This is a genomic window from Leifsonia sp. A12D58 (assembly GCF_047530025.1).
In the GTDB taxonomy this organism is placed as follows: domain Bacteria; phylum Actinomycetota; class Actinomycetes; order Actinomycetales; family Microbacteriaceae; genus Cryobacterium.
The window spans coordinates 704,237-717,657 of record NZ_JBLJAT010000001.1 but is presented as its reverse complement, the minus strand read 5'-3'; the positions used below and the strand labels follow the sequence as shown (position 1 = coordinate 717,657).

Here is a 13,421-nt window from a genome sequence, read left to right as displayed (position 1 = left end):
CTCCTTGGAGTGTGTGCACAAAGGTCGGGGTGCGCGAGGGTGCGGTCGTTACGCTACCTCGATTGCGGCCACCGCAACCGCTGCTCCGCGCAGGTGTCCGGGAATGGCGACGGATGCGCGGGCGGAAGCTGTCGCTGCAGACACGTCCTGAGCCTCGGCTCCCAACCACTGCACACGCGATATTGCCTCGAACTCGTCGGCAAGCGTCAGGATTCCGGCGCTGGGATCGGTAACGAGAGCGAACACCGTGTTGCCTGAACGCGTGTATGAAACGGGAGCACCGATTGTGCTGTCTCCGGCGCGCAGCCACGGGCGGGTGCCGTATATCGCGTCACCGTTGGTGCGCATCCACTGGCCAAGCGCCTGCATGCTCTGCAACTGGAGTTCGGGGATTGATCCGTCAGCGCGAGGACCGACGTTGATCAGGAGGTTGCCGTTCTTGCTCACCACATCAACGAGGTGGCGAGTCAGGGCGTCGCCAGACAGCGTGTGCTCAGGCCCTTCGTCCTGGTTGTAGCCGAACGAGAAGCCGAGGCCGCGCGTCGACTCCCACGGGGTGTCCATGATGCCGTCGACGTGACGATATTCACGCGTGAGGAAGCCGTGGTACGGCACTCCCCAGCGGTCGTTGACTACGCCGTCAGGGATCTTCTCGAAGTAACGGGCAAGCAGGCCAGCGACGCCATACTCGTCGTGCGCCTTTCCGCCGTCCGGCCAGTCGATGTCGTTCCAGAGCACGTCAGGAGAGAAGCGCTCGATGAGCTCTTCCAGCTGAGCAGCACTGTATTCGGCGAAGTTCGCATCGTTCCGGCGAAACCGGAAGAGGTCGGTGTCCGACTCGATGGCGGGGAAGTTACTGACGTGCCAGTCGATCGCCCCAGAGAAGTACACACCGAATTTGGCCCCGGCTGCACGAGTGGCTTCACTGATCTCACCGATCAGGTCCCGACGCGGGCCGCGGCGAACAGAGTTGAAGCCTGTCGTCCTGGTGTCCCAAAGGCAGAATCCCTCGTGGTGTTTGGTCGTCGGGATGACGTACTTCGCACCGGCATCTACAAGGTTACCCACGAGCGATGTTGCGTTGAAGTCCCGTGCATCCCAGAGATCGGCGAGGTCTTCGTAGCTGGTGCCGACACCGTAGAGACGCTCGTGGCGTTCCTTGGTCGGGCTACCGTCGATGCGCACGGTGTTTCCGTACCATTCGGCGTACTGGTGGTGCCCATATGCGTCTTCGACGGGTATGCCGTCTTCGCCGTGTGTCGTGCCCCACGCGGGCACCGAGTACAGGCCCCAGTGCACGAAGAATCCGAGCTTGGCATCGCGATACCAGTCCGGGACACCCTGGGTCGGGTATATGGGTGCATCTGCGCCGAATTTCGGCCCGGTGCGAGTCTCAAAGTTGAGCACGGAATTCTCCTCAGTGGCTTTCGACGGCGGACTCGCCGCGACGGGTGACGATGGCGGTGAGTGACGGCTCTCGGCCGTCTGTATCAAACGGGAAGACACCCGGCGCGAGCCTGTGGTGGCCGAGGCGCAGCAAGTCCTGGTCGACGCCCCCGGGAGTGAGTCCCAGCTTCCAGCCGACGGCCAGTTCGTAGAGTTCCGGCTCCAGATAGCCGATCTTCACCACGACGATGTCGGTCGCCTGTGGGTTGAGTCCCAGCATGGTGAAGTCAGACAGGTGGTGGAAAGGCTTCCGACGCTCGGTGATGATTGCGTGCACCCCGCCGGCCTTGATGACAACCTGGTCGCCGGCATCCGAGTCGCCGTGCGTGATCGAGAACACGGTTCCTGAAAGCGCAACAGGGCCAGACGGCCCTGGGTCGATACGCCCACCGACCTGCAGGTCGACGTGTCCGCCGACTCCAGCTGCCACGGCACGTGCAACCGCTTCTGCGTCGAAAATCGTTGCGTGGATGACGCTCACCGAACCATCGGTGAGCTCCGGGCGCGCGAGTAGTTCGCCGAGAGTCCAGGAGACATCGCCGGCTCCACCGGCCGTGGGGTTGTCGCCCGAATCTGAAATCAGGTAAGGCCGTTCATCCACCGCAGCGAGCGCAGCATCGATGGACGCGCCGAGGGGTAGAGCGTCAGCAACGAACCCGAAGTCGGCACGGGCATCCCAATACAGCCGTCCGAGACGACGTGCTTCGGCCGCGATGACTTCGCGGTCATAGCCGGTCACCACGACCGCCGCCTGGCAGCGCGGTTCGTCTGCCCAGGCGTAGCCGACCCAGATGGCAGCATCAATGACGCCGTCCTGGGCTTCAACACGGGGAACCTCGGCATAGATGCTGGCGGCAGGCTCGATGCGGGTACTCGTCTTCTCGCCGGGCAGCAGCACGGGAACCTGCAGCCAGGCCTTGTACGGACGTCGAGCATCAGGGTCGTCGCCGACCGATGAACGCAGCTGGCCGAGCAGGTTGAAGACTGCGCGTTCCTTGGTGTTCCAGGCGTCTTCGTGCGGCGCCATCCGGTATGCGGTGATGAGGTCGACCTCGTCGAGCAGTTCACGGGACACATTGCCGTGCAGGTCCATCGCTGTCGATATCAGCACGTCGGGGCCGAGCGCCCCGCGCACGGCCTGGGCAAGATCGGCCTCTGCGTCGACCATTCCAACAACGCTCATCGCGCCGTGAATGTCAAAGAAGAACCCATCGAATGGCGCGTTTTCGGCGATGCCGTCCAGAATCTGCTGCTTCATCCGGTCATACGTTTCGCGGGCGACAGCACCGCCGGGGAGCGAACGCCCCTGGGTGAGCGGGAGCCATTCTGCGGCCTCGCGAAGTTCGCTGCCGGGGGTGAGAAACGGGTAGTAGGCCATGAGCACGTCGCCTTGGCGGACGGTGAATGCCTCGTCGCCGCTGATGTGTGGTGAGAACGTGCTCGACTCGATCGAGATTCCGCCGATTCCGATGCGCGGCCGAGCCAGGCCGCCAGCTTCGATGGGCTCGAGCGGTCCGCACCAGATTTCGGATGCGTCGAGTGGTGCCGGTCTGGGGTTCTCCCCGTATTCAGTGGTTGTCACGCTGTCTGTCCCTTCACAGGTGAAATCTGGGGTTGCGGTGCGGTCAGGCCGTGTCGGCGAGCTGCCAGGCCTGCGCTGCAGCACCAAGGGCAACTGCACGTGAGCCCAACGAGCTCGGACGCACGGTCAGTGAGTAGCCGGAGACCGGCTGGTTGTCGTCGAGGGTCGCCATCAGCACGGGTTCAAGCAGGTCCCATGCTCCCCGCACTCCCCCACCGATAACGACATCCTGCAGGTCGATGAGGTTGACGGCGCTGGCGATGGCCAGCGCGAGAGCACGACCGGCATCGGAGAAGACAGCCAATGCCGCCTCATCGCCGTTGCGGGCCCTGTCTGCCACCTGCTCAGAGCTGACGAGCTCTGAGGTGCAGGTTCGCTCACCGTACCTGGCACTGATCGAACGCCCTGAAGCGAGTGTCTCCAGGTGACCGACCTGCCCACAGGTGCAGACGATATCGCTGTACCCGGGGGTGTGGCCGATTTCACCTGCAGCACCGCGGGGGCCGGTGAAGATCGCGCCGCCGATGGCGATGGCGCCGCCGACGCCGGTACCGAGGGTGATGCCGAGGGCATCCCTCGATCCGGCAAGCGCCCCGTACGACATTTCGCCATGCAGAAACGCATTGACGTCGTTTTCGACCCTGACCCGAAGGCCGAGAGCTGCCTCGAGTTCGTCAGCCAGAGGAAACCCGGCCCAGTCGGTGAACGATTCGGATGCTGCGGTGACGGTACCCGTTTCCTGGTCGATGACACCTGCAGCGCCGACGCCGACAGTGACAGGGGCAAGGCCCGTCTCAACCGTCAGCTGTCGCACCAGGTCGGCAGCGGCATTGCTCATCGCCATCCCGCCTTCGCGTGCGGGAGTCGGTACAACGGCGGAGCCGAGTACGACACCCGCACGATCACAGAGGACAGCGGATGTTTTCGTCCCGCCGATATCGATTCCGGCGACGACAAACTGCGAGTGCATGAGCGTGTTTTCCAATTCGGCTGGTGCGTGGAGCTGATGGAACGGGGGTGAAACGACTGGCACTCTAACGCCCACCCAGACCCGACATGGCGATGCCCTTGACGAGGTGCTTCTGCAACACAATCACCAGCACTGTCGTCGGAATCATTGAGATGATCGCGGCGGCCATCTGCAGGTCCCAACGGGTGCCCTGGAGTCCGGAGAACGAGGCGAGACCCACGGGCAGAGTGCCATGTGCCGCGTAGTCAACAGTCACAATGAGCGGCCAGAGGTAGCTGTTCCAGAAGGAAAGGAATGTGAAGACGGTGAGCACTGCAACACCCGACTTCGCCAGCGGCAGGATGATCTGCACGAACGAGCGGATCGGGCCGGCACCGTCGATCCGGGCGGCTTCTTCCAGCTCGTACGGAATCCCCCGGAAGAACTGTCGCATCAGGAACGTCCCAAACGCTGTGAAGGCGAACGGAAGGATGAGCGCCTGATAGCTGTCTACCCAGCCGAACCACTGCATAACGATGAACATCGGTACAACTGTGACTTCCTGCGGAACCATCAGGGTGGCGAGGAAGATCACGAAAATTGCGTCGCGGCCCTTCCAGCGCAACCGGCCGAAGGCATAGCCAGCCATCGTTGACACGATGAGCACCACGAGCGTGCCGGCGATCGAGACGAAGAACGAGTTGCCGATGTAGGTCAGGAACGGCCCGTACGCGAAGACGTCGGCGAAGTTGCTCCACTTGACCTCTGATCCGACGAGTGTCGGGGGCATGGAGAACATCTCGGAGTTGGGCTTCAGCGCGGAGAAGAACGCGTAGATGATCGGCGAGATGAAGATCAGCCCTGCGACGTAGATACCTACGTGCGCAAAAAGAAGACGGATGCGCTGCGGGACCGTCATGGGCGGGTTGCCTGAGTGACGCTCGACGTCGCGTTCGCGACGACGAGTACGAGGAATGGAGACGGTACTAGTGCTCATAGTGCACCCAACGTTTCTGCGCACCGAACTGGGCCGCGGTCAAACCGATAATGATTGCGAAGAGGATCCAGGCGGCCGCTGCGGCCAACCCGAGCTCCTGGAATTTGAAGCCCTGGTTGTAAATGAACTGCACCAGGGGCTGGGTCGCATTGCCGGGGCCGCCACCAGTCAGCAGCTGTGGCTGGGCGAACACCTGAAGTGACGTGATCATTGTCATGACACTTGCGAAGAACAGCGAGGGCGAGACCATGGGAAGCACGATGCTCCAGAGCTTCCTGAACCCCTTGGCACCATCGATACTCGCGGCTTCCATCACCGATTCCGGCAGTTGTTCGAGAGCTGCTGAGAAGATCAGCATGTTGTAGCCCAGGCCTTGCCAGACAGACATCATGACGACCATGATCATTGCCCATTGGGGGTCGGCGAGGAAGTTGGGAAGTTCGATGCCGAACCAGGTCTGGGACAGTCCGTTGAAGAGACCCTGCGGCTGCAGCATCATCTTCCATACCAGCACGTTTGCCACCATTGGAGTGACGACGGGGATGAAGAACAGCACGCGGAGTGCTGCCCTGCCGCGAATACGGGAATGCAGCGCGAGGGCAAGCATCAGAGACAGAATGACGCTGATCGGAACGTAGAGCAGGGCAAAGACTGCCGTATTGCGCAGCGACGGCCAGAAGTCCGGGCTTTCAGTGAATAGCTTCGCGTAGTTGTCGAAACCGATGAAGGTCTTCTCGCCAAAGGTAGGCCAGTCGAAAAAGCTCATCACGATGGACAGCACGACAGGAACGACGGTGAAGATGGCGATTCCCACAAGCGCTGGGCTTGCAAAGCCCAGCGCTTGGCGGGACTCAGCCCTGGTCAGCGCCCCCGGACGACGTTTCGTGGAACTTGTACGTGATAGGTCGAGGGGGATCCTCGCTTCCAGGGCCAAGGTCTTACTTTCCGAACTGCTGCTGAGCAGCCTCAAGCACGTTGGACATGGTTTCCTGCCCGTTGTATACGCTGACAAGCTGCGGCTGGACCATCAGGCTGACCTTTGACCAGTTCTCGCTGACGCGCTGTCCTTCAACCTGCTCGAATGCTGCTTCGAAGGCCGCCTTCACCTGGTCGCGGAACTTCTCGTCGATGGAGTCGAAGTACAGGGGCTGTGAGGCTGCTCGTGCCGGGTAGCTACGACCTGACGAGGCAATGTAGTCCTGAGCGTCGGTGCCGAGCAGGGATCCGAGAACCTTGAGAGCGTCCTCCTTGTTGTCACAGTCCTTCGAGATTCCGAAGCCCGATCCCAGGATGAGACCGAGTGAACCGTTATCACCGGTCGGCAGAGTGGTCAGTCCGGCGGTGAAACCGGCCTCGTTGTCGAGGTAGCCCACTGCGTTCCAGGTGCCATCGACAGCCATTGCTGCGTTTCCGCCCGAGTACTGGTTCTCGCCCCAGCCGGTGTCAGAAGCAGATCCGACGGGCGCTGCCACCTTCTGCACGGTGACCAGGTCGCTGTACCAGGTTGCGGCGTCTTCAAACTTCTTGTTGGTCAGATCAAGCGTGCCGTCCTCGGTGACCGGCTGCGTTCCTGACTTGGCGATGGGAAGTGCCTGCCACTGGAAGTCGCCCATGCCCACGGCGAATCCGTACTTGCCGCCGACGGTTGCTGCCTTGGCTGTCGCCTCGAAGTCCTCGAAGGTCCATCCAGGCTGAGGCGCGGCAACACCGGCTGCATCGAGCATGTCTGCGTTGTAGTACGTGAGCATGGTGGACACATCAAATGGAACGCCATAGAGCGAACCGGTGTCACTCAGGATGTCCCACGAGCCCTCGGCGAACTCGCTCTCGACAAGTCCCGCAGTCGCGAGGTCATCAGCGGTGAGAACCGCGAAACCGTCTTTGTACGCTGCCAGCTGTCCGCTGTTCATGCCCGTGACACATGCCATGTTGCCTGATGCCATGTTGGTGGTCATCTTGGTGAAAAAGTCACCCCACGGCGCGGTGCGGAGCTCGATCTTGATGTCAGGGTTGGCTTCCTGAGCGATCTTGAGCTGTGCGTTCAGCGCATCGGTGTCGTCCTGGCTTCCCGCCCACATGTCAATGACAATGGCATCTGCTGAGTCGCCTGCGGCCCCGCCGCTGCAACCCGCCAACAACAATGCAGCGGACGCTGCGACCGCAACTGCTCCAGCGTGAATCTTCTTCATCGAACTTCGCCTCCTAGGCACCGGGATCTTTGATCCCGGATCGGTAGATATGTCGCGTCCTCACGAGCAACTGAGCCTGCCGTCAAGTGTCTTGTGGCAACCCGCTCGTCTTTGAGCGCAATAGGACCGAGGGACTTAATTCGTAGATCGAATCAAGTTCCTCAACTTGGTGCATATCGTCATCATGGCAGATAGGGCCGAACTACACCAAGTCGCTCACGGATCACCATGCCATGGCTATGTTTCAGGGGCATTTCCGGCAATTGAGGCGTTCGTGCGCTAGTGTCTACTTAGTTCGAGGTCAAAGGAAGTAATGATGGTCAGTGCTACACAATCGGCCCACTCCGCGGGGACACAACAGCAATCGCGCCGCATCCTTGAGCTCATTGCGCTCGGCAGTGCTACATCGCGCAGCGAACTCGCGAAACAGCTGTCGCTCGCTCCATCGACGGTGTCACTTCGTGTTCAAGAGCTCGTCGAACTTGGCGTGATCCACGAAGACGGCGTCGGCGAGTCGCGTGGCGGCCGCCGCCCCCGGGTCCTCCGTCTCAGCGAGAGTCGAGGGCAGATCCTGGTTGCGGATGTCGGTGGCCAGCACGTCCGCATCGGTCGGCTCGATCTCACCGGATCACTTCTGGAGACGCGGAGCCTCGACGTCCGTGTCGACCAAGGGCCAGAGAAGACGCTTCGCGCCGTCGCCGACGCGATGAAAGACATGGCCGCGTCGTCCGCGCAGGGTGACAGGGGAATCTCAGGCGTCGGCGTCTCACTCCCTGGGCCCGTCGACGTACGAACCAACAGCGTCGAGCTGCCCTCGAGGATGCCGGGCTGGCCGGGATTCGCCGTTGGCGACTGGCTCGAAGACGAATTTGGCGTGCCCGTCATCGTCGACAACGATGCCAACCTGATGGCACTCGGCGAACACCACGCGCAGCTGGGTGCTGAGCACCACAGCATCACGGTCAAGGCAGGCACGGCCATCGGCAGTGGAATTATCGTCAATGGCCAGCTGTATCGCGGAGCCTCAGGCGCCGCCGGTGATGTCACCCACACTCGGATAGCCGCGGCCGAAGCCGAGCCATGCTCGTGCGGCAATACAGGGTGCCTGGAGACGGTGGCAAGTGGCGCGGCACTGGTGAGGCAGCTGAACCGTCAGAACGTGCAGGTGCGCACGACTGCAGACGTGCTCGCCCTCACCCGACTGGCCGACCCTGTTGCGACCACGCTGGTCCGCACTGCCGGAACCTACCTGGGCGAAGTGCTTAGCAGCGTCGTAAACTTCTTCAACCCAGACGCCCTCTTCCTCACCGGTGGAATGGCGTCCTGCGAACCGTTCATAGCCGCAGTGAGGAGCCGGGTCTATGAGGGCTGTCATCCGCTCGTCACCCAGAATCTGCGCATCGAAGCGGCCAGCACGGGCCCCGATGCCGGGCTTCTCGGCGGAGGGCGCCTCGTGCTCGAGAAGATCCTCGACACAGCGACCGACTGACTACACAGCCACAGATCAACGCAACGACAGCTCGATCACTGGCACTGCAACATCGGGCTTCCGAATGGGCAGGGTCAGCGTGAGAGTGCCGTCCGCCTGACCGGCCGGCCTGGTGACCAAAGCCTCCTGATCGGGATCAATCTCTGACATCTGCAGCCATGATCCATCGTGCAGGAAACGCGCGTACGCCGCGGTTCCTGCAAGGCCAGGCAGGTGCACGAAGCCCATCGGCCAACTGAATAGATGCAGGTACAGCTTGTCGCCGCGGCGCGTGTACACACCTTCACGTGGCGGATCGAACTGCGCATGACCGGCGCCTACGATGGCGCGCCCATGCAGTGCCATCCACTCGCCGATCTCATCCAGCACACTGCTGTCCCTTCGGTCGATCTGGCCACGCCCGTTCGGCCCGATATTGAGCAGCATGTTGCCTCCCATGGAGACAGAATCACACAGCATCCGGATGAGCAGGTCAGCGCTCTTGTGTTTGTCGTTGTCCCTGTCGTATCCCCAGGATCCGTTTGTGGTCTGGCAGGCTTCCCACACGACGGGGTTGCCATCGACGACCAGCGGCTCGGTGGGCTGGTACTGCTCAGGAGTAACGAAGTCCCCCGGAATTCCGAGACGATCGTTCACGATGATCGTCGGCTGGAGCTCCCTGCACAGCCTCAACAACTCGGCGGAAGCCCAGTCTTCAGACGATTTTCCGACCCAGCCCTGCTTGGTCTCCGGATAGGTGAAATCGAAGAAGAGGTAGTCGATCCGGCCATAGCCGGTCAGGAGCTCACGCACCTGGCCATGCAGGTATTCGCGGTACCGCTCCATCTCACGAGTCGCGTTCTGCAGCACTGCATCGGCGTCATCACGCCGTGGGTGGTTCCAGTCGATGGTGAAGTCAGGGTGATGCCAGTCAATCAGCGAGTAGTAGAGGCCGACCTTAAGACCGGCCTCCCGAAGCGCCGACACGAACTCGGCGACGAGGTCGCGCCCGCTTGCCTTCCGGGCAGTGAAATCAGTCAACGCTGAATCCCAGAGGCAGAAGCCCTCGTGGTGTTTCGCGGTGAGTACCGCGTACGTCATTCCAGCAGCCTTCGCCGCTGCGGCAATCGCCGTGGCGTCGAACAGGTCGGGATCGAAGCTCTCCAGATACGGAAGATATTGCGCGTCAGTGATTTTCTCCGTGGTCTGCACCCACTCGTGGCGCGCTGCGCCGCTGTACAGACCAAAATGCACGAAGAGCCCAAAACGCCCCTCAATGAACCAACCTTTTGTCTCCATGCAGTGCCTTCCAGTCGTCGTCAACTGCCGACTTCACCGGATATCCCGGCAACATCGCCGTCAAGCTTACCTCTATACATCCGATGTTTAAGAAATCTGGCCGTGCGGGGCAGACATTCGCCCGAGCACTCAGTAGAGTGTTGGCGAGCTGAGGAGTACCCCATGGGAATCATCTCGCGCGCTTTCACAGGACGCAGTCACAACCAGGATCCGAGCCTGCCTCCCGGCCAGTATCTGACTGAAGACTTCCCGGTGCTCTCGGCAGGCCCCACTCCGCGCATTTCCAGGGATGAGTGGGAGTTCACGATCAGCACCGAGACGGGCACCGTGCGCCGATGGGACTGGTCTGCACTCATGGAGCTGCCTATCGAGGATGTCACCACTGACATCCACTGCGTGACGCGCTGGTCGAAGCTCGGCACGAGCTGGCGCGGGGTCTCAGTCGACACGCTGCTTGACGGTGTCGAGACCCACAACGAGTTCGCTATGGCCCATTCCTATGGTGGATACACCACCAACGTTCCTCTGGCCGATCTCCGCAATGGCCAGGCCTGGGTCGCGTTCGAATTCGATGGCGAAAGCCTGGCCGCCGAGCATGGTGGTCCTGCGCGGCTGCTCATTCCGCACCTCTATTTCTGGAAGAGCGCGAAGTGGGTCACTGGCCTGGCCACGATGGAGCACGACGACCCCGGATTCTGGGAGCAGAACGGCTATCACCTCTACGGTGACCCCTGGCGTGAGCAACGCTATTGGTAGAGCGCATCGGAGCCTGGCTCGTGGCGTCCGTGCACAGCACGATGTCACAGACGCCGTCGGCACGCAGGATAACGCTCGACGTTCCAGATTGGCCCGGAAGTGCCGCAGGGCAGCACATCGACGTGCGTTTGACGGCCCCCGACGGCTACACCGCTGTCCGTTCGTACTCGTTGGCATCCTGGGGCACGGCACCTCGCATCGAATTGGCAGTCGACGAGGTACCGAACGGCGAGGTCTCCCCCTATCTCGTGCAGGAGCTACAACCTGGCGACCAGTTGGAAATCCGTGGCCCGCTCGGCGCCTGGTTCGTCTGGGAGCCGACGGGTGACGAGACAACGACGGATGGCGGCGCAACGAGTGCGCCGGTGCAGCTCATCTGCGGCGGCAGCGGAATCGTCCCGCTGATGGCAATGATCCGCGCGCACGCCGATACCGAGAGCCCAGTGCAGTTCAGACTGCTCTACTCGGTGCGCTCCCCTGCCGATGTCTTTTTCGCGGATGAACTCGCATCGCGTGCAGATTCGCCGTTCCTCGACGTGACTTTCATTTATACCCGTCAGGCACCAGACGGCTGGCCGATTCCTGTCGGCCGGGCCACTCGCGCCGTCCTCGCGGCTGCGACGCTACCGGCAGCGGATGCTCCTGCTGTCTTCGTCTGCGGACCGACAGGGTTTGTCGAGAGCGTCGCCGACTCTCTTGTCGCGCTCGGTCACGATCCGCTGGCGGTCAAGACCGAACGATTCGGAGGTGCCTGATGCAACATCTTGACGGCAATGTCCTGGCCGGGCCACTGATCGAGCTGTTCGGCCGCGATATGACGACAGCGACGGGCCGCTGCTCCGGGTGCGGAGACGTCAGCGTCCTCGCCAGGGCGCTCGTATACCCGGACGCTCCCGGTTTCACCGTGCGGTGCCGCATCTGCGCTGATGTGCTGTTCACGCTCGTGCAGGGCGATGAGAAGCTATGGCTTGATTTGCGGGGGCTGACCGGACTGCAGCCGCCACGCTGAACACCCACCCGAGGATGCCGAGAAGACAGATCCGCTCCGCTAGACCGATGAACTGTGGCGCAACCAGAATCGCCATTCCCAGCGCAAGCAAGCCGGCACCGCCGATGATCGCGAAGATGAGTGCCGGGCGGTAACCGGCACGGAGCTCAGGGCTTCGCTGCACCCAGACAGTGAGCACCAGGCAGCTAAGGAGAGCAGCGACGAACCCGGTCACGGCCACTGCAAGGTGCACGATTCCCGCAACTGTGGTCGCAACAACGCCGATCTCGCCCGGCATCCCCACATCCGTCGGGAAGAAGGCGAGTACGCCAGAGCAAAGGCCCCCGAGCAACAACAGGGCGACGCCCACGCGGCGCAGCGCGGATGCCGGTCGAACCTGCACGATGGCGGCAACGATACACACGGTGGTCAGCATCCGACCGATGAAATTGAGGTTCATGATCCAGCCGTATGGACCAACAGCGAGATTGCTCTCGGCATCAACGATCGGGTTGTAGTGCGGCGGCAGCCCCTGCAGCACCACGTCAACCACGACGTACACGACCACACCGATCATGGCGGCCGTTGCCCATCGCCTGCGAGAGTCGGCGTTGGGCAGGGGGATCATAATCACAGCCTGACACAGCGGAAGGGACCAGCCGAATCGACTGGTCCCTTCTTATACAGCTGGTGTGACTAGCGGGCGACTTCGCCGTCTACGTAGTCGTCGTCGTTCGACGAGTTCCACGCGAACAGTGAGCGCAGCTCGCGGCCGGTTGCCTCGATCGGGTGCTCTTCGCCCTTCTTGCGGAGAGCGAGGAACTCGGGAGCTCCGGCATCCTGGTCCTTGATGAAGCGGTCAGCGAATGCACCGTTCTGGATGTCAGCGAGAACTGCCTTCATGTTCTCCTTGACGCTCGGGTCGATGACGCGCGGGCCCGAGACGTAGTCGCCGTACTCAGCGGTGTCAGAGACGCTCCAACGCTGCTTGGCGATGCCGCCCTCCCACATGAGGTCAACGATGAGCTTGAGTTCGTGCAGCACCTCGAAGTATGCGACCTGCGGCTGGTAGCCGGCTTCGGTCAGAACCTCGAAGCCGTACTGGATGAGCTGCGAAGCGCCACCACAGAGCACAGCCTGCTCACCGAACAGGTCGGTCTCGGTCTCTTCGGTGAAGGTGGTCTTGATGCCGCCGGCACGAAGGCCACCGATCGCCTTGGCGTAGCTGAGGGTCAGCGGCCAGGCCTGGCCCGATGCATCCTTCTCGACTGCGACGATGACGGGAACGCCACGGCCGGCTTCGTACTCGCGGCGAACGGTGTGGCCAGGTCCCTTGGGAGCAACCATGACGACGTCGACGCCCTCAGGAGCTTCGATGTAACCGAAGCGGATGTTGAAGCCGTGTCCGAAGACGAGAGCCTTGCCCTCAGCCAGGTTCGGCTTCACGTCGTCTGCGTACAGGTGGCGCTGCACCTGGTCGGGAGCGAGGATGACGATGACGTCTGCCCAGGCGGATGCCTCAGCGGCAGAAAGCACAGTGAAGCCGGCTTCCTCAGCCTTGGCGCGTGACTTCGAGCCTTCCTTCAGGCCGACAACGACCTCGACACCGGAGTCGCGGAGGTTCTGGGCGTGGGCGTGACCCTGTGAGCCGTAGCCGATGACGGCAACCTTCTTGCTCTGGATGATCGACAGGTCGGCGTCTTTGTCGTAGTAAATCTCAGACACGGGTGATTCTCCTTGTGTTTAT

Annotated in this window: 13 protein-coding genes; 4 read left to right on the top strand and 9 right to left on the bottom strand. The window is 62.0% G+C overall.

Translation table 11 applies throughout. From position 1 onward, the window contains the following. Positions 1 to 48: 48 nt before the first annotated feature. From ACMT3I_RS03475 to ACMT3I_RS03450, 6 genes are all read right to left on the bottom strand, one after another. Positions 49 to 1,407, bottom strand: a complete 1,359-nt coding sequence (locus ACMT3I_RS03475) for an alpha-L-fucosidase (RefSeq protein WP_414803039.1) — start codon at positions 1,405 to 1,407, stop codon at positions 49 to 51. 10 nt (positions 1,408 to 1,417) lie between these two features. Further along, entirely contained in the window at positions 1,418 to 2,932 is a 1,515-nt protein-coding gene (locus tag ACMT3I_RS03470) for a M81 family metallopeptidase (protein WP_414803525.1), read from the bottom strand. Between the two features lie 139 nt (positions 2,933 to 3,071). Then, on the bottom strand, positions 3,072 to 3,998 hold the full coding sequence (locus ACMT3I_RS03465) for an ROK family protein (RefSeq protein ID WP_414803038.1): 927 nt from the start codon (positions 3,996 to 3,998) through the stop codon (positions 3,072 to 3,074). Between the two features lie 64 nt (positions 3,999 to 4,062). Further along, on the bottom strand, positions 4,063 to 4,974 hold the full coding sequence (locus tag ACMT3I_RS03460; RefSeq protein WP_414803037.1) for a carbohydrate ABC transporter permease: 912 nt from the start codon (positions 4,972 to 4,974) through the stop codon (positions 4,063 to 4,065). Then, complete coding sequence (locus ACMT3I_RS03455) at positions 4,964 to 5,788, bottom strand: carbohydrate ABC transporter permease (protein WP_414803036.1); 825 nt, start codon at positions 5,786 to 5,788, stop codon at positions 4,964 to 4,966. The genes ACMT3I_RS03460 and ACMT3I_RS03455 overlap by 11 nt, the downstream gene beginning before the upstream one ends. 124 nt (positions 5,789 to 5,912) lie before the next feature. Next, entirely contained in the window at positions 5,913 to 7,163 is a 1,251-nt protein-coding gene (locus ACMT3I_RS03450) for an ABC transporter substrate-binding protein (RefSeq protein WP_414803035.1), read from the bottom strand. A 316-nt stretch (positions 7,164 to 7,479) separates the two neighbouring features. Here ACMT3I_RS03450 and ACMT3I_RS03445 point away from each other — a divergent pair, with 316 nt between their 5' ends. Then, a complete protein-coding gene (locus ACMT3I_RS03445) occupies positions 7,480 to 8,652 on the top strand; it encodes an ROK family protein (protein WP_414803034.1) in 1,173 nt (390 codons plus the stop codon). Between the two features lie 15 nt (positions 8,653 to 8,667). Here the strand turns inward: ACMT3I_RS03445 and ACMT3I_RS03440 are convergent, their stop codons facing one another. Further along, on the bottom strand, positions 8,668 to 9,930 hold the full coding sequence (locus ACMT3I_RS03440; RefSeq protein WP_414803033.1) for an alpha-L-fucosidase: 1,263 nt from the start codon (positions 9,928 to 9,930) through the stop codon (positions 8,668 to 8,670). Positions 9,931 to 10,092: 162 nt separating this feature from the next. On the opposite strand from ACMT3I_RS03440, the gene ACMT3I_RS03435 reads away from it, so the two are divergent. The 3 genes from ACMT3I_RS03435 to ACMT3I_RS03425 are packed head-to-tail and all read left to right on the top strand — an operon-like array spanning position 10,093 to position 11,695. Continuing rightward, positions 10,093 to 10,686: a sulfite oxidase-like oxidoreductase gene (locus ACMT3I_RS03435; RefSeq protein ID WP_414803032.1), complete on the top strand. Its 594-nt coding sequence runs from the start codon at positions 10,093 to 10,095 to the stop codon at positions 10,684 to 10,686. Next, complete coding sequence (locus tag ACMT3I_RS03430) at positions 10,680 to 11,441, top strand: ferredoxin reductase (RefSeq protein ID WP_414803031.1); 762 nt, start codon at positions 10,680 to 10,682, stop codon at positions 11,439 to 11,441. Before ACMT3I_RS03435 ends, ACMT3I_RS03430 begins: the two co-directional genes overlap by 7 nt. After that, entirely contained in the window at positions 11,441 to 11,695 is a 255-nt protein-coding gene (locus ACMT3I_RS03425) for a DUF6510 family protein (RefSeq protein WP_414803030.1), read from the top strand. Before ACMT3I_RS03430 ends, ACMT3I_RS03425 begins: the two co-directional genes overlap by 1 nt. Here the strand turns inward: ACMT3I_RS03425 and ACMT3I_RS03420 are convergent. Continuing rightward, positions 11,622 to 12,302, bottom strand: a complete 681-nt coding sequence (locus ACMT3I_RS03420) for a DUF998 domain-containing protein (RefSeq protein ID WP_414803029.1) — start codon at positions 12,300 to 12,302, stop codon at positions 11,622 to 11,624. The two genes, ACMT3I_RS03425 and ACMT3I_RS03420, sit on opposite strands and share 74 nt — an antisense overlap. A 68-nt stretch (positions 12,303 to 12,370) precedes the next feature. Further along, positions 12,371 to 13,399 (bottom strand): ketol-acid reductoisomerase, encoded by a 1,029-nt coding sequence (gene ilvC / locus ACMT3I_RS03415; protein ID WP_414803028.1) that lies wholly within the window; start codon positions 13,397 to 13,399, stop codon positions 12,371 to 12,373. Positions 13,400 to 13,421 lie beyond the last annotated feature (22 nt).

Bases quoted from the DNA above. Each gene is read 5' to 3' on its own strand.
- ACMT3I_RS03450 (WP_414803035.1), bottom strand. From the start codon at position 7,163: ATGAAGAAGATTCACGCTGGAGCAGTTGCGGTCGCAGCGTCCGCTGCA.
- ACMT3I_RS03440 (WP_414803033.1), bottom strand. From the start codon at position 9,930: ATGGAGACAAAAGGTTGGTTCATTGAGGGGCGTTTTGGGCTCTTCGTG.
- ACMT3I_RS03460 (WP_414803037.1), bottom strand. From the start codon at position 4,974: ATGAGCACTAGTACCGTCTCCATTCCTCGTACTCGTCGTCGCGAACGC.
- ACMT3I_RS03425 (WP_414803030.1), top strand. From the start codon at position 11,441: ATGCAACATCTTGACGGCAATGTCCTGGCCGGGCCACTGATCGAGCTG.
- ACMT3I_RS03435 (WP_414803032.1), top strand. From the start codon at position 10,093: ATGGGAATCATCTCGCGCGCTTTCACAGGACGCAGTCACAACCAGGAT.
- ACMT3I_RS03420 (WP_414803029.1), bottom strand. From the start codon at position 12,302: ATGATCCCCCTGCCCAACGCCGACTCTCGCAGGCGATGGGCAACGGCC.
- ACMT3I_RS03445 (WP_414803034.1), top strand. From the start codon at position 7,480: ATGGTCAGTGCTACACAATCGGCCCACTCCGCGGGGACACAACAGCAA.
- ACMT3I_RS03465 (WP_414803038.1), bottom strand. From the start codon at position 3,998: ATGCACTCGCAGTTTGTCGTCGCCGGAATCGATATCGGCGGGACGAAA.